At 63.1% G+C, this 23857-nt stretch carries 21 protein-coding genes; 13 read left to right on the forward strand and 8 right to left on the reverse strand.

Annotated elements, in window-relative coordinates; translation table 11 throughout:
- Nucleotides 1-106: 106 nt before the first annotated feature.
- The 4 genes from OKW20_RS20165 to OKW20_RS20180 all read left to right on the forward strand — a co-directional run bounded on the left by OKW20_RS20165 (nucleotide 107) and on the right by OKW20_RS20180 (nucleotide 3565).
- Nucleotides 107-511 carry a VOC family protein gene (locus OKW20_RS20165; protein WP_043623945.1) on the forward strand — a complete coding sequence of 135 codons (405 nt, stop codon included), beginning with the start codon at nucleotides 107-109 and terminating at the stop codon, nucleotides 509-511.
- A 96-nt stretch (nucleotides 512-607) separates the two neighbouring features.
- Nucleotides 608-1543 (forward strand): 2-hydroxyacid dehydrogenase, encoded by a 936-nt coding sequence (locus OKW20_RS20170; RefSeq protein WP_429174660.1) that lies wholly within the window; start codon nucleotides 608-610, stop codon nucleotides 1541-1543.
- A 76-nt stretch (nucleotides 1544-1619) separates the two neighbouring features.
- On the forward strand, nucleotides 1620-2267 hold the full coding sequence (locus tag OKW20_RS20175; protein WP_043623951.1) for a GntR family transcriptional regulator: 648 nt from the start codon (nucleotides 1620-1622) through the stop codon (nucleotides 2265-2267).
- A gap of 344 nt (nucleotides 2268-2611) precedes the next feature.
- Nucleotides 2612-3565: a sugar ABC transporter substrate-binding protein gene (locus OKW20_RS20180; protein WP_429174662.1), complete on the forward strand. Its 954-nt coding sequence runs from the start codon at nucleotides 2612-2614 to the stop codon at nucleotides 3563-3565.
- 189 nt (nucleotides 3566-3754) lie between these two features.
- Here the strand turns inward: OKW20_RS20180 and OKW20_RS20185 are convergent, their stop codons facing one another.
- Nucleotides 3755-4651 carry a LysR family transcriptional regulator gene (locus OKW20_RS20185; protein WP_043623957.1) on the reverse strand — a complete coding sequence of 299 codons (897 nt, stop codon included), beginning with the start codon at nucleotides 4649-4651 and terminating at the stop codon, nucleotides 3755-3757.
- A gap of 161 nt (nucleotides 4652-4812) precedes the next feature.
- On the opposite strand from OKW20_RS20185, the gene OKW20_RS20190 reads away from it, so the two are divergent.
- The 6 genes from OKW20_RS20190 to OKW20_RS20215 all read left to right on the forward strand — a co-directional run bounded on the left by OKW20_RS20190 (nucleotide 4813) and on the right by OKW20_RS20215 (nucleotide 11107).
- Nucleotides 4813-5802 carry an aldo/keto reductase gene (locus OKW20_RS20190; RefSeq protein ID WP_429174665.1) on the forward strand — a complete coding sequence of 330 codons (990 nt, stop codon included), beginning with the start codon at nucleotides 4813-4815 and terminating at the stop codon, nucleotides 5800-5802.
- A gap of 162 nt (nucleotides 5803-5964) precedes the next feature.
- Complete coding sequence (locus tag OKW20_RS20195; protein WP_429174667.1) at nucleotides 5965-6909, forward strand: hypothetical protein; 945 nt, start codon at nucleotides 5965-5967, stop codon at nucleotides 6907-6909.
- Nucleotides 6906-7793, forward strand: coding sequence for a HesA/MoeB/ThiF family protein (locus OKW20_RS20200; protein WP_429174668.1), 888 nt, complete (start codon nucleotides 6906-6908; stop codon nucleotides 7791-7793). The genes OKW20_RS20195 and OKW20_RS20200 overlap by 4 nt, the downstream gene beginning before the upstream one ends.
- Entirely contained in the window at nucleotides 7790-8989 is a 1200-nt protein-coding gene (locus OKW20_RS20205) for a hypothetical protein (RefSeq protein ID WP_429174670.1), read from the forward strand. Before OKW20_RS20200 ends, OKW20_RS20205 begins: the two co-directional genes overlap by 4 nt.
- The gene (locus OKW20_RS20210; RefSeq protein ID WP_429174672.1) at nucleotides 8982-10088 is read left to right on the forward strand and encodes an N-acetyltransferase family protein; all 1107 of its coding nucleotides are present in this window, start codon (nucleotides 8982-8984) and stop codon (nucleotides 10086-10088) included. The genes OKW20_RS20205 and OKW20_RS20210 overlap by 8 nt, the downstream gene beginning before the upstream one ends.
- Nucleotides 10085-11107, forward strand: a complete 1023-nt coding sequence (locus tag OKW20_RS20215; protein WP_429174673.1) for a hypothetical protein — start codon at nucleotides 10085-10087, stop codon at nucleotides 11105-11107. The genes OKW20_RS20210 and OKW20_RS20215 overlap by 4 nt, the downstream gene beginning before the upstream one ends.
- 23 nt (nucleotides 11108-11130) lie before the next feature.
- Here the strand turns inward: OKW20_RS20215 and OKW20_RS20220 are convergent, their stop codons facing one another.
- The 3 genes from OKW20_RS20220 to OKW20_RS20230 all read right to left on the reverse strand — a co-directional run bounded on the left by OKW20_RS20220 (nucleotide 11131) and on the right by OKW20_RS20230 (nucleotide 15613).
- Nucleotides 11131-14529, reverse strand: coding sequence for an acyl-[ACP]--phospholipid O-acyltransferase (locus OKW20_RS20220; protein WP_429174674.1), 3399 nt, complete (start codon nucleotides 14527-14529; stop codon nucleotides 11131-11133).
- Nucleotides 14530-14619: 90 nt separating this feature from the next.
- The gene (locus OKW20_RS20225) at nucleotides 14620-14898 is read right to left on the reverse strand and encodes a YiaA/YiaB family inner membrane protein (RefSeq protein ID WP_034796305.1); all 279 of its coding nucleotides are present in this window, start codon (nucleotides 14896-14898) and stop codon (nucleotides 14620-14622) included.
- Between the two features lie 28 nt (nucleotides 14899-14926).
- A complete protein-coding gene (locus OKW20_RS20230) occupies nucleotides 14927-15613 on the reverse strand; it encodes a PspA/IM30 family protein (protein WP_429174675.1) in 687 nt (228 codons plus the stop codon).
- 99 nt (nucleotides 15614-15712) lie between these two features.
- Here OKW20_RS20230 and OKW20_RS20235 point away from each other — a divergent pair, with 99 nt between their 5' ends.
- Nucleotides 15713-16309: a TetR/AcrR family transcriptional regulator gene (locus OKW20_RS20235; RefSeq protein ID WP_043623975.1), complete on the forward strand. Its 597-nt coding sequence runs from the start codon at nucleotides 15713-15715 to the stop codon at nucleotides 16307-16309.
- 199 nt (nucleotides 16310-16508) lie between these two features.
- On the opposite strand, the gene OKW20_RS20240 is transcribed toward OKW20_RS20235, so the two are convergent.
- Together OKW20_RS20240 and OKW20_RS20245 are read right to left on the reverse strand one after the other, a co-directional pair.
- Complete coding sequence (locus tag OKW20_RS20240) at nucleotides 16509-16934, reverse strand: DUF4168 domain-containing protein (protein WP_429174677.1); 426 nt, start codon at nucleotides 16932-16934, stop codon at nucleotides 16509-16511.
- 246 nt (nucleotides 16935-17180) lie between these two features.
- Complete coding sequence (locus tag OKW20_RS20245) at nucleotides 17181-18410, reverse strand: Zn-dependent hydrolase (protein ID WP_429174679.1); 1230 nt, start codon at nucleotides 18408-18410, stop codon at nucleotides 17181-17183.
- 139 nt (nucleotides 18411-18549) lie between these two features.
- Between OKW20_RS20245 and OKW20_RS20250 the strand changes: the two genes are divergently transcribed.
- Both OKW20_RS20250 and OKW20_RS20255 read left to right on the forward strand, forming a co-directional pair.
- Entirely contained in the window at nucleotides 18550-20049 is a 1500-nt protein-coding gene (locus tag OKW20_RS20250) for an aldehyde dehydrogenase family protein (RefSeq protein WP_429174682.1), read from the forward strand.
- 137 nt (nucleotides 20050-20186) lie between these two features.
- Complete coding sequence (locus OKW20_RS20255) at nucleotides 20187-21896, forward strand: amidohydrolase (RefSeq protein ID WP_429174683.1); 1710 nt, start codon at nucleotides 20187-20189, stop codon at nucleotides 21894-21896.
- A gap of 90 nt (nucleotides 21897-21986) precedes the next feature.
- Here OKW20_RS20255 and OKW20_RS20260 read toward each other — a convergent pair whose 3' ends face one another.
- Both OKW20_RS20260 and OKW20_RS20265 read right to left on the reverse strand, forming a co-directional pair.
- Nucleotides 21987-22760: a helix-turn-helix transcriptional regulator gene (locus OKW20_RS20260; protein WP_082006186.1), complete on the reverse strand. Its 774-nt coding sequence runs from the start codon at nucleotides 22758-22760 to the stop codon at nucleotides 21987-21989.
- A 32-nt stretch (nucleotides 22761-22792) separates the two neighbouring features.
- Complete coding sequence (locus OKW20_RS20265) at nucleotides 22793-23818, reverse strand: agmatine deiminase family protein (RefSeq protein WP_429174685.1); 1026 nt, start codon at nucleotides 23816-23818, stop codon at nucleotides 22793-22795.
- Nucleotides 23819-23857 lie beyond the last annotated feature (39 nt).

Below are 23857 nucleotides of genomic sequence, written 5' to 3' on the forward strand. Positions count from 1 at the left end.
AACCATTTTGCATACACAGATTACTAATTGCATACACGGATCGATTTCAGCCGTGTTGCCCGGCGCATGTCGCGCCGCGCTCATCTGCAGAGAGAGGAAAGTTCACATGGCAAAGTTGCGCCATCTCGCCATCGCCGTCTCCGACCCGGAAGCGGCTGCGCAGTTCTTCGAAAAGGCATTCGGCATGACCCGCGCGGGCCAGGCGATGCGCGGCGTCTACATGACCGACGGCATCATGAACGTCGCCCTCCTGAACTTCGGCGAAGAGCCGGTTCCGGGCTTTGAAACGGAGAAGGACTACAACGGTCTCATCCACTTCGGCATGTGGGTCGATTCCGTCGAGGAAACCGACGAGCTCGTTCGCGCCGCCGGCGGCTCCTACATGGCCGGCCGCAAGGAATCGAGCCCGAACGTCTTTTACGAGGTCAAGTACAAGACGCCCGAAGGCATCGTCTTCGACGTCACGGAAAATGGCTGGAAGGGTGCCGTCAAGAACGTCAACGCCGCCTGAAAGACTTGAGTGACATCGCGTCAGCCCAAAATGGCGCGGTGAAACAAACCATGCCCTTCGCCAGGCGAAGGGGGCAAAACGACTGGAGAAAGTGACATGACCAGAAAGACGATCGTGGTTTCCATACCGGTTTCGGAAGCCTGCCTGTCACGACTATCCAGCCACTACGACGTGATCGCGCTGCCCAACGGACTGGGCAGCGGATCACCGTCGCTCGATGGCGACGCCGTCTGGGCTGTCGTGACCAATGGCAGCACCGGCCTTAGCCATATACAGATGGCGAGCCTGCCGAAGCTCGAACTGGTCTGCTCCTATGGCGCCGGCTACGAGAACATCGACCTTCAGGCGGCCCGACAAAGAGGCGTGCGCGTCACGCACGCCCCGAACACCAACATGGAAACGGTCGCCGATCACGCGCTCGCCCTGATGCTTGCGGTCTCCCGCGACATCTGCAACCGCGATCGTGCCCTGCGCGACGGCGGCTGGGCAATGATCCGCTCGCCGCGGCCGACGCTGTCAGGCGCAAGACTGGGGGTGATCGGCTTCGGCAACATCGGCCAGGCGATCGCCCGACGCGCCGAGGCTTTCGGCATGCGGGTTTCCTATACGACGCCGGAACCGATGCCGGGCGTCACCCAGCCGCATCTGCCGGATGCCGTATCCCTGGCAAAGGTCAGCGACTTTCTGGTCGTCGCCTGTCCGGGCGGACCTTCGACGCGCCACCTGGTCAACCGCGCCGTGCTCGATGCACTCGGCCCGACGGGCTTTCTCGTCAACATCTCCCGCGGGATGGTGGTCAACACCGAGGACCTCGTCCAGGCGCTCGGTGACAGGACGATTGCCGGAGCCGCGCTTGATGTCTTCGAAGGCGAACCGACCCTGCCGCTTGCGCTTCGCGACCTTGCCAACCTCGTCGTGACGCCGCATATGGCCGGCCGCTCACCCGCCTCGGATGCGGCCCAGATCGATGCCCTCATCAACAACCTCGCGGCGGCAAGCGCCGGTGGCGCCCTGACGGCGCAACTTGCATAAATTGGATGCGGTCATTAAACCGATTCCTGGCCGTAGCCGGCCTTGACTGCGTCGTGAAGACAGGAAAGCTGCACGCATGACAACGATTGCCTCCCAGATCTACCAGCAACTTGCCGACGAGATCGCCAAGGGCGTGATGGTGCCTGGGCAAAAGCTCGAAGAAAAGACGATCGCCGAGAAGTTCGGCGTATCGCGGACGCCCGTTCGCGAAGCGATGCGTGAGCTTGGCGCGCGCGGATTGATCGAAATGAACCCGCGTCGCGGCGGCATCGTCGCCCGCATCGATGTCGAGCAGATGGCCGACATGCTGGAGGCCGAATGCGAGATCGAGGCTTCCTGCGGAAGGCTTGCCGCGCAACGCATGACGGCCATGGAACGCGAGCAGCTCTATGAATTGCACCGCCTCTATGCCGACTGCGTGGCAAACCAGGACATCGAAGGCGCACGCGACATCAACCGCAAGTTCCACGACGCGATCTGCCGCGGCGCCCACAACCAGACGATCGCTGCCATGGCGGTCGACCTTCGCGCGCGGCTCGCGCCGTTCCGCCAGCACCAGGCCGGCCCGGCCGATATCCGCCTGCAGCAGTCGCTCGACGAACACCAGAAGATCGTCGACGCGATCAGGGCCAACGACGCCGGCGGCGCCTATGCGGCGCTTTCGGAACACAACGCCCGCCTGAGCGCCGGCGTCATGCGCCGCTTCACCGAAGCCGCGAAGTAACGCTGACGTCTTCGACGCGGCCTGCCGTCGAACCAATTTCGCCGCGTAGACTATAGGCGCGCCCGCGTTGCCGGTCCGAAATCTCACAGCGCAGCATTTCCCCGCGTGCCCCCATGCGCGCCACATCTCGATCCCTTGGCTCCGGCAACGGACCCAAGCGATCCCGCCGTTCCCTTCCGTTCTTTTCGAATTATCGCGCAGAGGCGCGCGCAGCCTGGTGCGCAAACTTATAAGTTTGCATTCCATATTGAATCTGTGCATACATAATTACCGTAATGAATACCAAATTCTGGTATTGCCGTCTGACCGACCGAGTTCACGACCCTAGTTCTGGAGGAGAAAACATGGGCAAGACTGCACGGTACATGAGATTGGCGCTGGCGCTGGCCGCTTCGAGCGCGCTTGCGGCCCCGGCGTTCGCGGAGGCGCAAAAGACCATCGGCGTCACCGTCCCCTATTTCGGCTCGCCGTTCTGGAAGGCAGGCCTCTACGGCGTCGAAACAGCGGGCAAGGAAAAGGGCTACGCCATCATCAAGGGCGACGCCAAGGACACCGCCGACGTCCAGATCAAGCAGATCCGCGACTTCATCGACAAAAAGGTCGCTGCCATCATCATCGGCGCCGCCGATGCTGCGGCCGTCGGACCGGCCGTCGAGGAAGCGATCGACAAGGGCATTCCGGTCATCGCCCTCTCCGTCCCGCCGAAATCGGACCGGCTGACATCCTTTGTCGGCGCCGACAACATCGGCATGGGCCGCCTGCAGGGCATCTGCCTCGGTCGCGCGATCGGCGGCAAGGGTGAAGTCGGCCTCTTTGCCGGACCGGACGAGATCTGGGCAAAGCTCCGCGTCACCGGCTTCAAGAACACGATGGAAGCCGATTTCCCCGACATCAAGATCGTCGCCGAGAAGGCTGGCGGTACCAAGGATGCGGGCATCGCGGCGGCCGACTGGACCAAGAGCCACCCGGATATCCACGGCATCTTCACCGCGGCCGACACCATGGCTGTGGAGTCGATCAAGTCGCTGACACAGGCCGGGGCGACCGACAAGATCAAGGTCTCGACCTCGAACCTCAACGACGAGGCGCGCGCCGCCCTTGAAAACGGCACGCTCACCTGCGCGTCGCTGCAGCCGGCAGTGTCGATGGGACGCGATGCCATGCGCGAGGCGACGGCCGCGATCGAAGGCGGCAAGGTGCTGGGCCGCATCGAAGCCCCCGCTTTGCTGGTGACTCGCGAAAAGGTCGCCACCTACGATTTCAGCAAGATCATCGCCCCGGCCGATTACCAGCCCTGATATCGCTACGGACCAACAGGGAGCCGCGCTCTGCCCGGCTCCCTCGCCCCTTCGCGGTCGCCAAAAGCGTGCGCAACGGAACAGCTGGGGCAAACCGGCTCGGTCGCGCCGAATGCGCGGCTGCGCACCCCTCACAACGACAATCCCACACCATCGATGTTGCATTTCCACGGCCCAGCGCTTGGCGCGCTAGCCGCCGCGAAAGCGCAATGCCTCGACCAGCAGCGCAAATGCGGGCGATGGCAGCCGCCGGCTCGGATAGTAGAGATGGAATCCGGGAAAAGGCGGACACCAATCCTCGAGCACGGGCACCAGCCGCCCCGCTTCGACGAGCGGCCCCAGGTGATCGTCGGGAAGACAGGCAAGGCCCAGGCCGCTCAGGGCCGCATCGATGATCATCGGCACGTCGTTGCAGACGAATTGCCCTTCGACGCGGACATTCAGCGGGCGACCGTCGCGTTCAAACTCCCACGCATACAGTCCGCCAAGCGTAGGCAGGCGCAGATTGATGCAGTTGTGCCCCGTCAGGTCGTGAGGCGTCTGCGGCCTGGGGTAGCGCTCAAAATAGTCGGGCGCGCCCGCCACCACCATTCTGAGATCCGGACCGATGCGGACAGCGATCATGTCCTTTTCGATGCTCTCGCCCAGCCGCACGCCGGCATCATAGCGTTCCGTCACCAAATCGACGAAACGCTGGTCGATCGAGATCTCGACACTGATTTCGCGATACTCGGCCATCAGCCTTTTCACGGCGGGCATGAGGATCGTCTCGGCCGCGTGGCGGCTTGAGGTTAAACGGATGGTGCCACCTGGCTGCTGGCGCATCGCGCTCAGCGCGTCGAGCCGGCTGCGAATGTCGTTGAAGGCCGGGCGCAGCGTCTCCATCAGCTGTTCCCCTGCATCCGTCGGCACGACATTGCGCGTCGTCCGGGTCAAGAGCCGTACGCCCATGCGCTCTTCCAGCCGCCGCACCGTATGGCTGAGCGAAGACTGGGACGTGCCGAGACGGGCGGCCGCGCGGGTGAAGCTTCGTTCCTCGCCGACCGTCAAAAACGCGACAAGATCGCCCAGTTCATCTCGCTTCATTCATGAATCCACAACATAGGTTCATACTTGATTTAGCATCTAATCGAATTTCTCCGCGAGATCTAGATTCGGGCCAGGACGCGTTGAACCGCCGTGCCCTCTTGAAAAGAGCGTTGGCCGGTCTCGTGCGCGCTCGCCGCCATCAAGAACGGAGAAAAGACATGAAGAAGCGAATTCTCGGAAAAGCCGGCCTGGAAGTCTCGACCCTCGGCTTTGGCTGCATGGGCCTGGATTTCGGCTATGCCAGCAAGGTCAGCAGGCAGGAGGGCGTTACGCTGATCCGCGAGGCGGTCGATCGCGGCGTGACCTTCTTCGATACCGCGGAGGTCTACGGCCCCTTCACCAACGAGGAGATGGTCGGCGAGGCCCTGAAGCCCGTGCGCGACCGCGTGGTCATCGCCACCAAGTTCGGCTTCAACATCGTCGACGGCAAGCAGTCGGGTTTGAGCAGCCGGCCGGAGCACATCCGCACGGTCTGCGACGCATCGCTGAAACGCCTCGGCGTCGACGTCATCGACCTTTTCTATCAGCATCGCGTCGATCCGAACGTGCCGATCGAGGATGTCGCAGGCGCCGTGAAGGACCTCATCGCTGCAGGCAAGGTCAGGCACTTCGGCCTGTCGGAGCCCGGGGCGCAAACGGTGCGGCGGGCACATGCGGTCCAGCCGGTCACCACGCTCCAGAACGAATATTCGCTCTGGACCCGCGGACCGGAGACGAACGGCATCCTTGAAACCTGCGAAGAGCTTGGCATTGGCCTCGTGCCCTACAGCCCGCTCGGAAAGGGCTTTCTCACCGGTGCGATGAGCAAGGATACCAGGCTCGGCGAAGGCGACTTCCGCAAGATCCTGCCGCGCTTCACGCCCGAAGCGATGGAAAAGAACCAGGCGCTCGTCGACCTCCTGAAGAGGATCGCGAAAGACAGGGGCGCCACGCCTGCGCAAATCGCGCTCGCCTGGCTGCTGGCACAAAAGCCATGGATCGTCCCGATCCCGGGAACGACGAAGCTTCACCGTCTGGAAGAAAACCTTGCCTCGGTCGATGTCGCGCTGACGGCAGCCGATCTCGCGGAAATCGAAACGGCGGCGGCGGCAATCCCGATCGAGGGGGAGCGCTACCCGGAACAGTTGCTGAAGACGACGGGCCTCTGAAGGCGCCGGACGCCCGAGCAAGATCAGACGGGCGGGAGCGTGAATGCTCCCGCCCCGACATCTGTTCCAGAAATTAAACCAAATGTTTGTCCTCTTCCGCAAGGATGCGACCGAAGCTTGCAGAAGGCTCCATTCCGGAATTGAAGCTGCGGACACGGGACATTGTACAATCTGATATCGGTCGTTCTGAAGAAGCGCCTCGATCTTTCATTCAAGACATCGCCAGACTTCCGCGCACGGATCGTGGAGGCTCCCGGGCTATGGATGAACGAGCGCGAGGTCGCCAGGCTGCGGCAGGAGCTGCGAAAAGTCGCGCAACGATCGGTTCCCGACGGGGAGCTCGACTACGGCATTTTCTCCGAGCGTGACGATGCGCTCGCCCGAACGATCGTCACGCTCGTCTATCGGCTTTCCGACGGCGAGCCGGTTGCCTTCAACGCACTGCCGGTCCTCCAGGTTTCTCTTTCCGGCAAACCGGTCGAAGTCCTCCACCTGGGGCTTGTGATGATCGACCCGGCGGTTCGCAGCCAGGGACTTTCCTGGATCCTCTACGGCCTCACCTGTTTCCTTCTCTTTCTGCGCAACCAGCTTCGCCCGCTCTGGATTTCAAACGTCACCCAGGTGCCGGCCGTTGCCGGCATGGTGGCCGAAACCTTCAGCGGCGTCTTTCCCGCACCCACCCGCGGCGCACGCAGATCGCTGCGCCAGCAGCTGATCGCCACGGCCATCATGGAATCGCATCGCCATGTGTTCGGGGTCGGCCCTGACGCCGGTTTCGATGCCGATCGCTTCGTCATCACCAATGCCTATACCGGCGGTTCCGACAACCTGAAGAAGACGTTCGAGGCGGCACCGAAACACCGCAAGGCGGAGTACAACGACTTCTGCGCCGCCGAACTCGACTACGAGCGCGGTGACGACCTGCTGCAAATCGGACAGTTGGACCTCAATGCGGCGCAGCGCTACCTCATGGAAAGCGTGCCGCGCAACGCGCTCGGCCGCCTTGCCGTTGCAAGTATCGTTATCCTCGTACAAAGGCTCGTGCTGCCGGCGTTGCATTGGGCCGACAGCCGCCGGCAGTGGGGCGTCTTGAGGCCGAGCCGATGAACAGCCAATTTTCCTACGCGACCTTCACCACACGCAACATCGGCTTCGTCACCGAGGCGGAACAACGGCGCCTGAGCCAGGCGACCGTTTTCGTCTGCGGAACCGGCGGCATGGGCGGCGCCTGTATCCAGTCGCTCGCACGTGCCGGGATTGGTCGGCTGGTTCTTGCCGATATCGATGACTTCGAGCTTTCGAACCTCAACCGGCAGGTCTTCTGCTTTGCCGACACGATCGGCAAGCCGAAGGCGGAGGCGACCCGCGACCTTTGCCTCAAGATCAATCCCGGCCTTGATGTCACCGTCTACGGACCGGAATGGACCGACCATGTCGATGCGATCATTGCGCAAGCGGATGTCGTCATCAACGGAACCGACGATCTCGGCGCCAGCCTGCTGCTTTATCGCACCTCACGAGACCACGGCCGGACGGTAATCGACGCCTACGCCTCGCCGCTGCCCTCCGTCTATGTGACGCGGCCGCAGGATCCGATGCCCGAGGAGCGGCTCGGCTATCCGACTGTCGGCACCGCCTGGAACGCGCTGACGCAGAACCAGCGGGCCGAGGCGTTCCTGCGCGAGGCGGAGCATGTGATGGTGCATTCGTCGTCCCGCCACCATGTCGACCTGTCGCTTGCCGGTGAAGTGATCGCCGGCACCCGCAGCCGCATGTCTTTCGCGCCGATGGTGATCTCCACGGGCACATTGATGGCCTATGAGGCGATCCATGCGGTCCTCGGCCGCCCACGGTCTGCCGATTGCCGCGGCTGGTTCTTCAACCCGCATGCCGGGCGCGTCGAGCGACCGCGAAATGCGCTCGTTGCGGCCCTGCTGCGCCCGCTGGTCAGGCGTTATCTCACCCGACTTGCGGCTCCGGCGACGCCATGAACACCTCGCTGATTGCCGATAGCTTCGTTTCGCTGGCAGCGCTGGGCGGTCTGCTCGTGCTGATCGGCGTGATCCGCAGCTTCGACGCCAAGAGCCCGCTGAACCGTCGGTTCCTCTTCGGTCTGCAGGTGCTGGCGGCCTTGATGGCGAGCCGGGTGCTCGCCTGGTGGACGGACCTTTTCATCTTCAAGGCCGCGACGATCATAACCGCAGGGCTCGTCCCGCTCTCGACCGTCCTGCTTGCCGAAGGGCTGTTGCGGCGGCACGCGCCGAGAACAACGAAGTGGATCGCGGCCGGCGGCGCGGCCACCTTCTTCGTCCTCGCCTTCCTGCCGGCATCGTTCGCCGAACCCTGGCGGGTCACACTGCTGTTCCTCTACCAGTTGGTCACCTTCGCCCTTGCCGGACACATGACCGTGACCCGCGATCGGACCAGCCTGTCGAAAGCGGAAAATCAGGCCGTCGACCGCATTGCTCTCTCGCTGCTTCTGATCCTGCCGCTGCTCGTGACAGACTTCCGCTCCGTCTACATCGACCAGCCGGTACGGCTCGGCGGGGTCGCCATCCTGTTTTTGTGCTGGCTGCTGATCAGCCTTGGCCAGCGCGCCGTCGGGCACCGTGACACGGTGGTCTCCTTCGTCATCCTTCTCTCGGTTGCGCTCCTTGCGGCCCTCGTCATCGGCGTCGAAAACAGCCTCGAACCAGCCGCGCTGGTGCGAGCGGCAAGCGTCATCCTCAGTGCCGCCCTGCTCGGCGTGATCTGGAAGGACAGCATCAGCCTGCGCACGGAGCAAAGGCGGCAAAGCCTGATCCGCCATCTGGCGGAGGACCGCATCGACGACACGCTGGGCTTTCTCAAGGAACTGCAGAACCATCCCTTGGTCGATGGCGCCCTTCTGCTTGGCGAAGATGAGCTCTGCGACCTCGACCTGCCTGCGGTCAAGGCGCTGTTTGCGGCCCGCCCCCTGCTGCGCATTGCTGAAACGGGGAGCCTTTCTCAAGCGGATGCGGAGCAGATGTCCTGGCTGCTCGAAAAATACGAGGCAACCCACCTGATGCTGGTGTCCAACCGGCCGTTCCGGCTGATCGCGCTCAACATGCCCTCCGTCTCCGCCACACCGGGTGCAGAAACCGAATTGAAGGTCGTCCAGCGCATGGCCATGTTGATCTCCGAAAGAAACCCGCTTCATGATTGAGATCCGCACCGGCGATATCGACGCCTTCTTCGCAGCGCCCTTTCAGATCTATGGCGCGCGGGCACCCTATGTCTCGCCAATGTTCAGCGACCTCAAGCGCTTCCTTTCCGCCAAGACGAATCCGCTCTTCGACACGGCTGCCGACTTCGCCTTTTTCACGGCTCATGACGGTGGTGCCGTGCGCGGGCGCATAACGGCGCATGTGCATCGCGCATCGAACGCAACGTTCGCGCTTGATCGCGGCTATTTCGGTTACTTCGACTGCGCCGACGACGAGCGGGTCGCGGCCGCCCTCCTGGAGCGGGCAGAGGATTGGGCGCGCGCGAAGGGATTTCGGGAGATCCTTGGAAACTTCAACCTGACGGCCATGCAGCAGGTCGGCGTCATGACCGGCGGTTTCGAGAACGCGCCCTATACCGACCAGGTCTGGGGGCCGCCCTATCTGCCTCGCCTGCTGGAAAGCCGCGGCTATGCGCCCTGTTTCCCGATGACCACTTTTGAAATCGACATTCGCACCGTGGCGATCGACGGATTGCTTGCCAGCGCGCAGATGCGCGCTCTTTTCGACGACGGGTTCCGCTTTTCGCCGATCCGGCGCGCAACGCTCGAACGAAGGCTCGAGGACTCCCGGTTGATCCTCAACGAGAGCTTCGCCGACAATCCGATGTTCGTGCCCGTCAGCCGGGCCGAGTTCGAGTTTCAGGCCAAGGAGATGAAGTGGATCATGGATCCACGCATTTCGGCGGTCGCGGAAAAGGACGGCGCGCCCGCCGGGGCGGTGATCGCCATTCCTGACGTCAATCCGATGCTAAAGGCGATGGGCTCGCGACTGGGGCTGACTGCGCCCTGGCACCTGCTCAAGCACCGCCTGAAGCGTCGCCGCGCCGTGATCATATTCCAGGGTGTGAAACCGGAACATCAGGGACGCGGCCTGAACCCGCTGCTGCTTGCCCATGTGCTGGGCGAGATGCGCCGTGCCGGCTACGAGACTGCCGGCGGCACCTGGATCGCGGACGTCAACGCGGCGAGCCTGCGACAGGCGGAGAAGGCAGGCGCAACTCCGCTTCATCGTCTGCATCTCTTCGGAAAGACGCTATGAAGCGCGTTGATGCCACCATGCTCGCCGCTCTCGCGGCCGAAGCCAACCTCGCCCCTTCCGTCCACAACACCCAGCCCGCCCGTTGGGCGCTCGACCAGGCGGGACGCATCCTGCTCGCCGCCGACCTCTCCCGGCAGCTCAGCGTCGGCGATCCGAGCAGCCGCGACATGGGGCTTTCCTGCGGGGCGGCACTTGAGGGCATGGTGATGGCGCTCGCCGCCCGCGGGATCGGTGTGGTGATCGATGATCTCTGGACGGACAATTTACGGGATTGGAAACCTGGCTATCGGTTGGCCGCACGGCTGGAGCTTACCGGCGACGACGCAGCGCCGCAGGCGCTTTCCGAGTGGATCACCCGGCGCTTCACATGGCGAGCGCGTTTCTCGCCAACCTCAACCGAGCAGATCGAGAGGCTCGAGCACTGGGCCGCCAAGGCGGCCGATGTGAGGCTTGCTTGCGGCCAAGAGGACCTTGCTTTCATTTCGTCGCTCAACGATCGCGCAAGCCTCACAATCATGCGCGAACGCGCGTTCCGCGATGAACTCGTCAGATGGATGCGGCTGTCCCCCCGGCATCCGGCCTATTCCACCGACGGCCTCAACCTCGCTGCATTGCAGATGGGACGACTGGAAGGGGCGCTGGCGGGACATGTCCTGGCCTCGCCGCTTTTCGACATTGCCGACCGCCTGGGGCTTGGCCAAGCGCTCGTCGCGGAATCGGAAAAGACGATGACGGCAGCCGCCTGCCTCCTGTTTCACCGGCCGGAGAATGAGAGCCCGATCGTCTCCGGACAGGCCTTCTATCGTTTCTGGCTGAGCTTCACCCGCTTTGGTTTCGCCGGTTGGCCGATGGCGGTGCTTGCCGACCTGCCATCCGCTGCCCTGGCGTTGCGAGAGCGCTTCCCGCTTCCACCCGGACACCGGCTCATCAACGTGTTGCGCGTGGGGCCGGCGCCGTCGACGGTTCCGAAGTATCGCCTTCCAGCAGGCGATCTCGTGCTGGACGGGAAGCCGGCCTGAGGCCAGCTCCCTTTTCGACATTATCAGGCGGCATTCTCGGTCGTTGCCGTCTCGGCAAGAAGCCTTTGCGCACTGACGAAGTCCACCTTGCCGGTCCCAAGCACCGGTACGGCACCCACCCTCACGTCAGAGGGAACCATCATGTCCATCGCCCCCCTGTCCTTGGCGAAGCGGAGGAAGGCGGCACGTGTCGCACCAGGAGCATCGGTGAGCATGACCAGACGCTCACCCTTCTTGGGATCAGGCAACGACACGACGACCGTCAACTGGCCGGGCCACATCTCGCCCGCCAGCGCTTCAACAGCGCCAAGCGACACCATCTCGCCGCCGATCTTGGCGAAACGCTTGGCCCGCCCGCGGATGACGATGAAGCCGTCTTCATCGACCGTGACGATGTCGCCGGTGTCATGCCAGCCGTCGGGCGTCGGCTCGAGCACGCCGGGCGCCTCTACGCGAAGATACCCGGCCATGACGTTGGCGCCACGGATGAAGAGACGACCGCCTTCGGTGACGCCCGGCACGGCGTCGAGCCTGTATTCCATGCCCGGCATGATCTTGCCGACGCTACCGGCCTTGTTGAACATCGGCGTGTTCAGCGCGATCACCGGCGCGGCCTCGGTCACGCCATAGCCTTCGAGGATGCGGACGCCGAATTTTTCCATGTAGAGCGCACGCGTTGCGGCACGGACCGGTTCGGCACCGGCGAAGCAGTAGCGGATCGAGCGGAAGTCATAGGGATGCGCCGTCCGGGCATAACCGTTCAGGAACGTGTCGGTCCCGAAGATGATGGTCGCGTTGGACGCATAGATCAGTTCCGGGATGATCCGGTAGTGCAGTGGCGACGGGTAGAAATAGACCGGCACGCCGGAGATGAGCGGCAGGACCGTTCCGGCCGTGAGACCGAAGGAATGGAACACCGGCAGGATGTTGAACACCTTGTCGCCCGAGTGGAAATCGATGCGCGACGCGGCCTGGGCCGCATTGGAGAGGATGTTGCGGTGTGTCAGCACCACGCCCTTCGGCGTCCCCTCGGATCCGGAGGTGTAGAGAATGACCGCCGGCTCGTCGGCCGTGCGCCGCACAAGCGGCCGCCCCTTTCGCAGCAGACCACGCAACTTGTCGGCAAGTCCGATCGTCTGGCGCAGATCATCGAGCCAGACGATCTCCACCGTCTTCGACAATTCCTCGACGACAGGCCCGAGTTTCGCCTGAGCGACGAAGGCACGCGACGTCAACACATGACGGACCTCGGCTGCCTTGCAGGCCGAGGTGATGTTGGCCGCACCGGCGGTGAAGTTGAGCATGGCCGGGACCTTGCCGGCCGACATCACGCCGAGGATGGTGGCGACCGCACCGTTGGCGTTGGGCAGGAGAACGCCGAGCGCCTTTTCATTCGGGAAGAGCGACTGGAACTTGGCGCCGAGCACGGCCGCACCGGTCAACAGCTTGCCATAGGTGAGCGAACCGGTAACCGGGTCCTGCACGGCGAGCTTGTTGAACCCACGCTCCTTGGCGGTCTTGATCACCTTTTCGAGCACGGTGGTGTCTGTGTCGGTGGTGCGGAACATCAGCATCGACATGACCTGGTAGAGCGCGGCACCCGCGGCCATGCGCCGCTTGCGGCCCTTCAGCTCTTGCGGCACAGACAGGCGAACCGGCTCCAGAATGGTCACCTTCACCTTCGGGAACAGGCGGCGGCGCACGTGCATGGAACTGAGGCGCGAGAAGTAGCTCTTCTCCAGCCCGTCGATGCGCACCGGCACGACCATGGAGCCGGTCTTGTCGGCCACCATCGCGGCGCCGTCATAGACCTTCATCAAGGCGCCGGTCACCGTGATGCGGCCCTCAGGGAAGATCACCAGCGGCTCACCGTTGTTGACCGTCTTGATAAGCGTACGCGTTGCCATCGGCTTTGACGGATCCAGCGGCAGGAAGTTGCACATCTTCAGGAACGGCTTTACCCACCAGGCCTTGGCGATCGTGTAGTCGACCGCGAAGGTCGGCTCCTCTTCGGTCAGCGCCAGCGCCAGCGCGCCGTCGAGGAAGGACACATGGTTGAGCGCAATGATCGGTGCGCGACCGGCCTTCTTGAGATTGTCGAGGCCTTCGACTTCCAGACGCAGGAAGGCGCGGAAGAGGATGGAGACGAAATCGCGGAAAGCGTTGGTCGGCAGCGTGCGCAGCATGACCCAGGCCGCAACGGCATTGGCAAAGGCGAGACCGGCAAAGAGCACCGGTGTCGACATTCCGGACGCCTGCAGGATGGCGACAAGGCCGCCGCCGGTGGTGATGAAGGCTGCAGACAGCACGTTCGACGCACCGATGACGCGCGACCGCTGGTCCTCTTGCGCCCAGGCCTGAAGCGCTGCGAGCGTGGGAACGGCGAGGAAGGCACCGGCGATCGCCATGCCGGCAAGATCGATGGCGATACGCACCGTATAGGGATTGGCGAAGAAGGCAGAGAGCGTCTCAGCCGGAGCGACTGTGCCGGCTTGTCCCACGCACCAGGCGAGATCGAGACCGAACAGCGCCATGATCAGGGTGCCGACGGGGGCCGGCAGGAGCACGATGCGTCCGGCCGACATCCAGGCGGCAATTGCCGAGCCAATGCCGATTGCGATGGCAAAAACGGCGAGATAGGCGGTGATCGCCGTCTCGTCGCCGCCGAGATGGTTCTTCACCATGGGCGGCAGCAGCGACAACACGATGGCGCCCGCCAGCCAGAACCAGGCGGCCATCAGCGCGGTGCGCCAAAGCCGCTGGTCGCCGCGCAAAGAGGCAACGAGCCGACCGGTCGAGCGCAGGACGTTGCGATCGACGACGAGATCCGGAGCCTTTGCGCCGAGACGAGGGATGTAACGGCTGGAAAGCCAGCAGGCGAGCGCCAGGCCGAGCATCATGGGACCGAACACCCAGGGATCGACGCCATCGGCCGCGGCAAGCCCTGCCACGACCGTGCCGCTGAGGATGGCGATGAAGGTTGCCCCTTCGATCCAGGCGTTGGCGCGCGGCAGTTCCTTGCGCTCCAGGTGGTCGGGCAGGATGCCGTATTTGACCGGCCCGAAGAGCGCGGAGATCGCGCCGAACAGAAAGAGTGCAACCAGCAGCACCGCGATGGAGGAGAAGGCAATCCCGACAACCGCGACACCGGCGGCCGCAAGCTCCCAGCGCTTCAGTCTCTCGGCAACGATCGCCTTGTCGAACTTGTCGGCGAGTTCGCCGCCAAGCGCGGAAAAGAGCAGGAACGGCGCCATGAAGACGGCGCCGGCCAGCGTGACGAGCGATCCCGCGTCATCGGCCGCCACGGTTGCGAGGATGAGGAAGACGAGCGTATTCTTAAGAAAATTGTCGTTGAACGCCGATAGAAACTGCGTCCAGAAGAGTGGCGCAAAGCGCCGGGAAGTCATCAGATTGTTTTTCACGGAACGTCTCCCTTTTTTGAGCGTTCTAGATGAAAATAGTTACGCACTCGTCCACAGGTTGCTAGCCATCACGACAAGGCTAACGAGGATTTAAACTTCGTCCGCCTTGATGCCGAGCAGCAATTTCTCGGTCTTGGCATCATCGATCCTGCGGATGAGCTTTTCTGCCTCCAGATTGTCGCGCAGCGTCTTGGTCACGTTCACGGCCGTCTGCAGCAGCATCAGGATGCCCATGGCCAGGTAGCCTTTGCCCCAGAGGTCGATCGGCATCATGTAAAGGCCAATCACCACCATGAAGGCGGCCACGCCGAAGCTAACATAGGAAAAAGAGGTCCAGGCCGGGGAGTGTTTCATCAGGCTGTCGTTCATCGTCGTTGTCCTTTGAGAAACAGAGGTTTCAAAGCGTGAGGTTCATCTTGGCGCGCAGGCGCTCGAGCACGTCGTCGGCGCTTGTCACGAGAGGACGCCCGCAACCGGCCGCGGCCAGTTTCTGGGCAAGTGCTGCCGGATCCGGCCGCTCTTCAAGCTCAATCAGCGCCTCGGCGGTCAATTCAGCCTCGCGCTGGCGCGTTGCGAGCCGCGCGAGCGTTGCCTCGGCGTCGCCGAGTGTCGCCAGATCGTTGCCGGGCACCTCGCGGGAAAGCCGCTGCGTCCGGTCACGTGCGGCGGCCAGGCGTTCGCCGCGGCGCAGCGCCGCCAGGCGCGTTTCGCTCTGCCGCACCGCTTGCCTTAGCCGATCTATTCCGTCTGCAAATTCCGCCTGAACCTGGCGCGCGTTCTGCAATTCGGTTTCCAGTCGCGCGATCGAGGCTGCGGCTTCCGCGGCCAGATCCCCTCGCCCCTTTTCAAGCGCTGCAATGGCGCGGATTTCGAGCTCCTCGATGTGAGCCGAAAGTCTCTCGGCATTTTCCTTTTCCAGGCGATTTTGCGCTATCGCCAAGGCGACGGCCCGACGCGCGCTTTCGACACCGCGGGCAGCATCGCGTATCTGCTGCGCCAGAATGGGAAGCGCATGCCGATCGGTGAAGGCTTCTTCCGCCCTATGGGCACGACCGCGCATGAGCGTTACGATTTGTTTGAACATCTCCTCACCTCCATGTATGAACAATGTTCAATAATGTTTTCTCATAAAAATGAACGTTGTTCAATATAAAAATGAACGCCGTTCAAAAAGAGGTGACCAGTGGTCGGAAAGCGTGAAGCGAAGAAGGAAGATCTGAGATCGAGGCTTGTTGCCGCCGGCACGGAGCTGATCCGGGAGCAAGGATTGAAGAACCTGCGCGCCCGCGACATAGCCGAGCGTGCAGGTGCGGCACTCGGTGGGCTCTACACCGTCTTCGATGATCTCGACGGGCTGATCCTGCATGTCAATTCGGGTACACTGAAGCGCCTGGAAGCCGCCCTCAATTCGGCGGTCCTGCCGGCGGCGGATGTTCAGGAAACCTTCCTGAGCCTGTCGCTCGCCTATCTCCGTTTCGCGCTCGCGGAGCGCAATCTATGGGCGGCGCTTTTCGAACACAGAATGCCCGAGGGCGCCCCGGTCCCCGAGTGGCATCTTGCCGAACATGGCTTCCTGATCGGTCTCATCGCAGCACCGCTCGCGCAGCAATTGCCGCATGCCAGCCGGGAAGACGTGGCAATTCGTGCCCGCACGTTCTTCGCCGCCGTGCATGGCGTGATCTCTCTCAGCCTCGAAGGACGGTTCATCGGGATAACGCCCGAAGTGCTCGAGCGCGAGATTACGGCACTCGCCGGAATTCTTGCCAGGCGCCCGAACTGAAGCGCTTTTTGCCGGCTTCAGCGACGTAGATCGCGAACGCGCGTAGGTCAAAGGACAGCGGGAGAGGTTAACCAGGCGATCTTGAAGCCGCTGGACCTTGGCCAGGCAGATCGGCGAAGATCCATTTCATAGCGGGTAGCCCGCAACCTGGTGCGGGCTACCCATTTATCTCAGTCAAACGGGTTGCATCCAAGCCCAGCTATTGCTGTGCGGGAGCCGTGTCTTGGAGTTTTGCCTGAATCTTCTTGGCGACTGCCGGATCGCTCTGTGCAGCTGTCAGGATTGCCGAATACTCTTCGATCGAAATGGTCGGTGAGGCTTGGACGGCCTCTACCATTTTCTTGCTGGCTTCGGTCTCCAGGTCCTTCTTCGCCGTTGCATCCGACGTAGCTTCTATCTTGGCGGAATATTCCTGCCTCACCTTATCGACCTGAAGATAGGCAACCGCGAAGGCCTCGATTTTCTGGTCGCTGATTGCAGCGTCCGGGGCCTTGTTGCCAGCCTGGCCCTGCGTCGGCTGGGTCGTTTCAGCCTGAGCGATCTCAAGGGCGGATGCGGGACTGACGACCATGAAGCTGAAGACCGCGGCTGCGAGTGACGCGACGGGTTTGTAACCGGTGATCATATTCATTCCTCTCTGATGCGCATGACGTGATCGGGAGCGACACTGACTTTCAATCGCCCCCAAGGTCGGCCGGATACCGAATGCGCCGCGACGATGGAACGCTGGAATGGGCTCGATGCGGCCGTATCGGGGCCATTTGCTGACCATTCAACGGCAGCTTTACGGCTCAGCCGATGCGTCCCGTCGATGTTCTCTCCCGTGCGGGGCCGACAATTCCGTTGCTCCCGTCCACGTCTTGCGGGCCCATCACGCCGACGCACGATCGAATGTGACGTCGAGGAGTACGTTCGCGCCGGCGGTGACGTCGTCGGGTGACGCGTATTCGCGCGGATTGTGACTGACCCCGTCGCGGCAGGGTACGAAGATCATCGTGGTCGGCAGCCGGCGCGCCAGATTGAACGCGTCATGGCCGGCGCCGGAGACGATGTCGCGATGGGAGAGCTGGCGCTCGCTTGCGCTTGCTCGAACGGCCGCGATCAAATCGCGGTCGAAGGCGATCACCGGCGAATGCCAGGTCAGGCGCCCCTGAAGATCGATCGCTTTATGGCGCTGACGAAGTGTCTCCAGTCCGTCCGTCAGCCGTTGGTGCATGCTATCGAGTACGGCTTCGTCGGGATGCCGCAAGTCTACCGTCATGTCTGCGCGCCCGGGGACGACGTTGATCGCACCAGGAGACAGGTCGATCCGGCCGATCGTGCAGCGTGCATCCTCGTCGACGCGACCGATCGCATGCACGAGCTCGATCACATGCATGAGCACCGGCACCGGGTCTTTGCGCAGCGCCATCGGCACCGGGCCGGCATGGGTTTCCTCGCCGCGAACCGATATCTCGTACCAGCGGATACCCTGGCCGCCGGTAACGACGCCAATGGTCTTTGCCTCCGCTTCCAGGATCGGGCCCTGCTCGATATGGAGCTCGAGGTAGCAATCCGCACCCGGTAGGCCGGGTACAACCTCGCGATCGTACCCATGCCGGGCGATCTCGTCGGCCAACACGATCCCGGCGCTGTCACGCGCCGACAGGGCCTTTTCCAGGTCGAGCACGCCACAGGCAACACCCGACCCCATCATCGCGGGCTGGAAGCGGCAGCCTTCTTCATTGGTCCAGACACAGAGATCAATCGGCCGGGCGGTTTCCACCGCCGCATCGTCCAGAGTCTCCAAGACCTCAAGTCCGGCAAGCACGCCGAGCACGCCGTCGAAGCGTCCGCCGGTCGGCTGTGTGTCGAGATGACTGCCGATCAGGACCGGCGATGCTTCGGGGTCGAGACCGGGACGGCGAATGAAGAGATTACCGATCCGATCCTTGCGGATGTCGTAGCCACGCGCCTCACACCAGCCGAGAAACAGCGCGCGGCCGGCTTCGTCCGCGTCCGAAAGCGTTTGTCGGCACGAGCCTCCTTCCGCCGTCGGCCCGACGTCGGCCATCGCCATCAGCCGTGCCCACAAACGATCCCCGTCGATCCCGCTTCGCATCCTGTCCTCCGAACCCATGTGTTCGTCGCCGCCAAGGTCCGTGGCTATTCGAGGGAGCGCCAGTCACCCATGAGGGGGACTGTGCCGGGCTCTCTCCCGCTCGCTAGAACGGAGGCAAGGTCAACCGTGGAGGCAGGTCATGGACACGACACCGGACAGACGATGGCACCGCATTGCGGACGCACTCCGCCCCGAGACGCGACTGTTGATCGACGGGCAGTTTCGCGCAGCCGCCGACAGTGAAACGCTGGCGTCGATCAATCCGGCAACCGGCGCTCTCGTCGCCAATGTCGCTTGCGGCAACGCCACCGACATCGAGGCGGCCTGCGAGGTCGCGGCCAAGCGGTTTCGACAGGGTGTCTGGTCGCGCATGCCGCTCCGGCAGCGGATACACATCCTCATTCGGTTTTCCGAATTGATCGCCGAGAACCGCGACATCCTGGCAGTGCTCGACACGATGGAAATGGGCAAGCCGATCGCCGAGATGTGCACGATCGACGTGCCCGGCGCAGTGCTGACCATGCGCTATATGGCCGAGAGCATCGACAAGATCGCAGGCTCTGCACCGCTCACCAATCCGGACGCGCTGCATTACATCCTGCGCCAGCCGCTGGGCGTCGTCGGCTGCATCACGCCGTGGAACTATCCGCTGATGATGGCGGTCTGGAAGATCGCACCGGCCCTTGCCGCCGGCAACAGTGTCGTCCTCAAGCCGGCCGAGGACACGTCGCTGAGCGCCCTTCTGCTCGGTCGCCTTTTTCTGGAGGCGGGTGGACCGGACGGCGTCCTCAACGTCGTGCCGGGACGCGGCGCCGTCGCCGGCCAGGCGCTGGCACGTTCGATGCATGTCGAAAAGATCGCCTTCACCGGCTCGACGGCAATCGGCCGGCAGATGTATCGCTACGCCGCAGATACGAACCTCAAGGCGGTTTCGGCCGAGCTTGGCGGCAAGTCGCCGCAGATCGTACTTGCCGATGTGGAGGACCTGTCGACGGTTGCCGAGAAGGTCGCCGACGGACTGTTCGGCAACCAGGGCGAAGTCTGCTCGGCCGGTTCCCGTATTCTGGTGGAGCGCAGCATTCACGACGAATTCTGCGAGCTCCTCGCAGGGCACGCTTCCTGGAAGTATCGGCCGGGAGATCCGCTCGACCCGACGACGACGATGGGACCGCTCGTCAACAAGGCCCATCAGGGACGGGTGCTCGACTATATCGACGGGGCGCGCAAGGACGGGGCGAAACCCGTGATTGGCGGCGCGCTCGATCGGGCGTCAAGCGAAGCATGCTTCGTGGAGCCGACACTCTTTGCAGGCGTCGACAGCCGCATGACGATTGCGCGGGAAGAAATCTTCGGCCCGGTCGGCGCGATCATTGCCCATGACGGAGCAGAGGACGCCGTCAGGATCGCCAACGACAGCCCCTATGGCCTGGCCGCCGGCGTCTGGACGTCCAACCTCGGCAAAGCCCACCGCATCGCCCACGATCTCGAATGCGGCATGGTCTGGATCAACGGCTATATGAACGGCGACATGAGCCAGCCCTGGGGCGGCTGGAAACTCTCCGGCCACGGCCGGGACAAATGTCTGCAGGCGCTCCTCGACAACACCCAGTCCAAATCCGTCTGGGTGACGCTCGACTGAGCGCCGGCGACAGCCGACAGCCCACCACACGTGGTGTCGGCACCCAAGCGCCCGCAGCATCGATTATCGGAGAGTTCACCTGCATTGATGTGAGGGGCGTGATATCTAGAACATTCGACAGGAAAGGTACGAACCCCATGGCCCCAAACACCAGGAGAACGCTGCGGTCGCTGACCGGCCTGCTTCTCGCAGCCTCGGCACTTTGCAGCGCCGCTGCCGGCGCCGCCGCCGAGACGCTCGTCATCACCGACGCCAAGGTCCGCACCATGAACCCCGCCGCCCCCTTGGCCGAGGCGGTGGCGATCGACGACGACGGGGTGATCCTTGCCGTCGGCGACGAGGCGGCTGTCCTTGAGAAAGCCGGAGCGGACGCCCACGTCGTCAAGCTCGGCGGCCGGATGCTCCTGCCGGGTTTCCAGGATGCCCACGTGCATCTGATCGAGGCCGGGGTCAATGCCAGCCTCTGCGAGTTCGAGCCCTTCGCCTCTCTTGAGGAGACCAAGGACACCGTTCGCGATTGCGTCAAGCAGAGCGACAACGAATGGGTGGTCGGCTCCGGCGTCAGCATGACCAATCTGCTCGACGAAACCGACGACCCGGTCGGCGTGCTGGACGAGATCTCCGAGGACAGGCCGATCCTGATCCTCGACGACATCGGCCACGGCGCCTGGGCCAACAGCGTCGCGCTTGAGGCTGCCGGTTACGACAAGATCGACGGCAACCCGCCGGGCGGCATCATCCTGCGCGACAAGAAGACCGGCGCCCCAAATGGCATCGTGCTCGAAAACGCCCAGCAGAAGCTGCGCAACCTCGCCTTTCCGGATACACCCGAAAACGTCAAGTTTGCCTATGAAAGCATGCTGCCGACGTTAAAGACGATGGCCGAAAACGGCATCACCACCGTCAGCGATGCCGGCGGCTTCTGGCCGCAGGGGCACCTGAAGGCCTGGGAGATGGCGGAGAAGAACGACACACTGACGTTGAGGGCCGCCAACGCAGTCTACGTCTATCCCGACCTGCCTTTCGACGAGCAGGTGGAAAAGCTGTCAAGTTTCTACAGCAGCGATCCGAACCGGCTTTTGAAGTTCAACCAGGTGAAGATCTATGTCGACGGCATCCTCGAGCAGCGCACCGGTGCCCTGCTTGCGCCCTACAGAAAGGGTCCGGGCATCGACCACGGCTTCGATAGCGGGTTCCTCTATTTCGACGAGGCGACGCTCGACCGCTACTCCAAGGTTCTTTCGCAGAAGGGCTTCAAGCTGCACTATCACGTGACCGGTGACCGCGGTGCGCGCCTGGCGCTTGACGCCATCGCACAGTCCGACCCGGCGCCGGGTCCGCACCGGTTGACGCATATCTACCTGCTCGACAAGGCCGATTACGGCCGCTTCAAGGACGAGGGCGTCGTTGCCGATTTCCAGCTGGCACCAAGTTCGCTCAGCCGGGAATATGATGCCTTCATCCGCAAGTTCATCGGCGATCGCGCCGACACCATGATGCCGGCCGGAAGCATCGAGAAGACGGGCGCAACCGTGGTGATGAGCAGCGATTTCGACGCCGATGAACTGTCACCGCTCGTCAAGATCCAGACCGCCCTTCAGCGCAAGAAGGATGGCGCGCCGGATGTCGAAACGGCCGTCAAATGGATGACGATCAACCCGGCGAAGCTTCTGAACCAGGACGACAAGACGGGCACGATCGAGCCAGGCAAGTTCGCGGACCTCGTCGTCATCGACAAGGATATCTTCGAGGTCCCGGTCAAGGAGATCGGCAAGGCCGCCGTCGAAGCGACGCTTCTGCAGGGCGAGCCAGTCTATGATGCGGAAGGTCTTTTCTCCGAACACTAAGCGCTAAAATGCCGTGCGTTCATGCGAACGCACGGCATCTGTCGTTGCAGGGCTCTGCTTGCCGCAAGCCCTCGCGTGAAAGCGGCGTCTTTACCCGCCTGTACCGCCAAGCAGGAGCGAGAACAGCTCGCCCTGCGAGGAAATCTTGAGCTTGGAATAGATGCGCTTGCGGTGGACCTTCACCGTCTCCGGGCTGTTGCCGAGAATGCGCGCAATGCTCTTGGTCGAATGCCCCTTCAGCATCAGCCGGATGATCTCGCCCTCGCGCGTGCTCACCTTCAACTGCGACAGCGTGGCAAAGACCGTATCGGCCGCCGGCTCGCCATGTCCCTGGTTGGCGATCGGTTGCGGCCAGTGCTTGCGGCAAAGCTCGGAGACAACAGGCAACAGCCCGTCGAGATGGGCGCGGGCCTGCGGCCCGGGACGGCAGTCCTCTGTCCGCTGCCCGAGCGAAAGTGCGATCGCGGTGCCCTCGGCACTTGCGACCAGCATGACGATTTCGTCGTAGAGCCCGGTCTCCGAATAGAACATGCGGTAGTATTCGCTCGTGCGAAAATCGTCCGGGGCGCAGTCGTCGAGGCTCACCACCCGGTCGCCGGGATCGCTTCTGTAGAGGCTGTAGAACGGATCCAGCAAATAGGCGAAGCTGAGATAGGGGCCGACAGTGCGACGGGTCGCCTCGGGATCGAGGTCGCTATAAAGCTGCAGCGGCGGCTGGTCCGTGGAAAAGACCGAAACGAACAGGCTGTCGAAGCCGTAGACGTCGAGGCACAATTGCCTCAACGCATCCGGAAAGGCCGGGCTGCCGATCGCAGCCACGGCCTTGCCGATCAATGTCATCTGCTCAAACGGAAATCCCGTCATTCCCCGCCTTGTCGTCAAGAATCCCTCGACGATCAAAGCGGTTCCTGCTGGGTAATGCAATGGATGCCGCCGCCACCGATGGCAATGGCGTCGATGCGGACCTCACGGACCCGCCTGTCCGGAAACAGCGACCGGAACATCTGCCGCACGACCGTGTCGGACTCGATGCCGTAACACGGCATGATCACGCCGCCATTGACGAGGTAGGAATTGACGTAGGAACGGCAGAACTTCGGATGATCCGACGGCGCATCGACGGCTTCGGGAACCGTGACGATCCGGATCGGCCGGCCCTTGGCGTCGGTCTGGCCCTGCATCGCCTCGAGGTTCAGGCGGATGTAGTGGTTCCACTCGTCCTCCTCCTTGCTCCCCCCCTCGCCAGGGCTTTCCATCAGGACGACGCCGGGCGCGACGAAAACGGCGATGCCGTCCACATGGCCGTCGGTCTCGTCCTCGATCGGATTGCCGGGCAGCCAGATCACCTTTTCACCGCCGAGCATGTCGAGGAGCTCGCGCTCGATGTCGTCGCGGCTCCAGCCGGGATTGCGGTTGCTGTTCGGAAAGCAGGTCTCGGTGGTGATGATCGTGCCCTCGCCGTCGACGCTGACACCGCCACCTTCGGCAATCAGGTTCGAGACGAAACCTGCGACCCCTGCCTTCTCCAGCGCCAGCCCGGAAAACGCGGCATCGCCATTGAACGGATGATATTTTCCGCCCCAGGCGTTGAACTTGAAGCGGGCGCCGGCGCGCCGGCCGTCGGCAGCCGTCAGGAAGCACGGCCCGGCATCACGTGCCCAGCTGTCGTTTATATCGGCCTCGACGAGATCGATCGACGGATCGAGGATGGCGCGTGCCTCTGCCATATCCTCCGCACGCGCGGCCATCGTCACCGGCTCGAACTCGCGGATCGCATGGGCGACGGCCGCATAGTCGCGGCGGGTGGCGGCAATGTCGTCCCAGACTTCGTGACGGCATGGCCACATCATCCAGGTGCGCTTATGCGGCTCCCATTCGGCCGGCATGCGAAACCCGGCTTCGCGTGGTGTCTGGTTCTTCATGATTTCATATCCTTTCGCCCGGCCCCGTCATCTGCGAAA

Source organism: Ensifer sp. LBL, from assembly GCF_050435225.1.
Lineage (GTDB): Bacteria > Pseudomonadota > Alphaproteobacteria > Rhizobiales > Rhizobiaceae > Ensifer.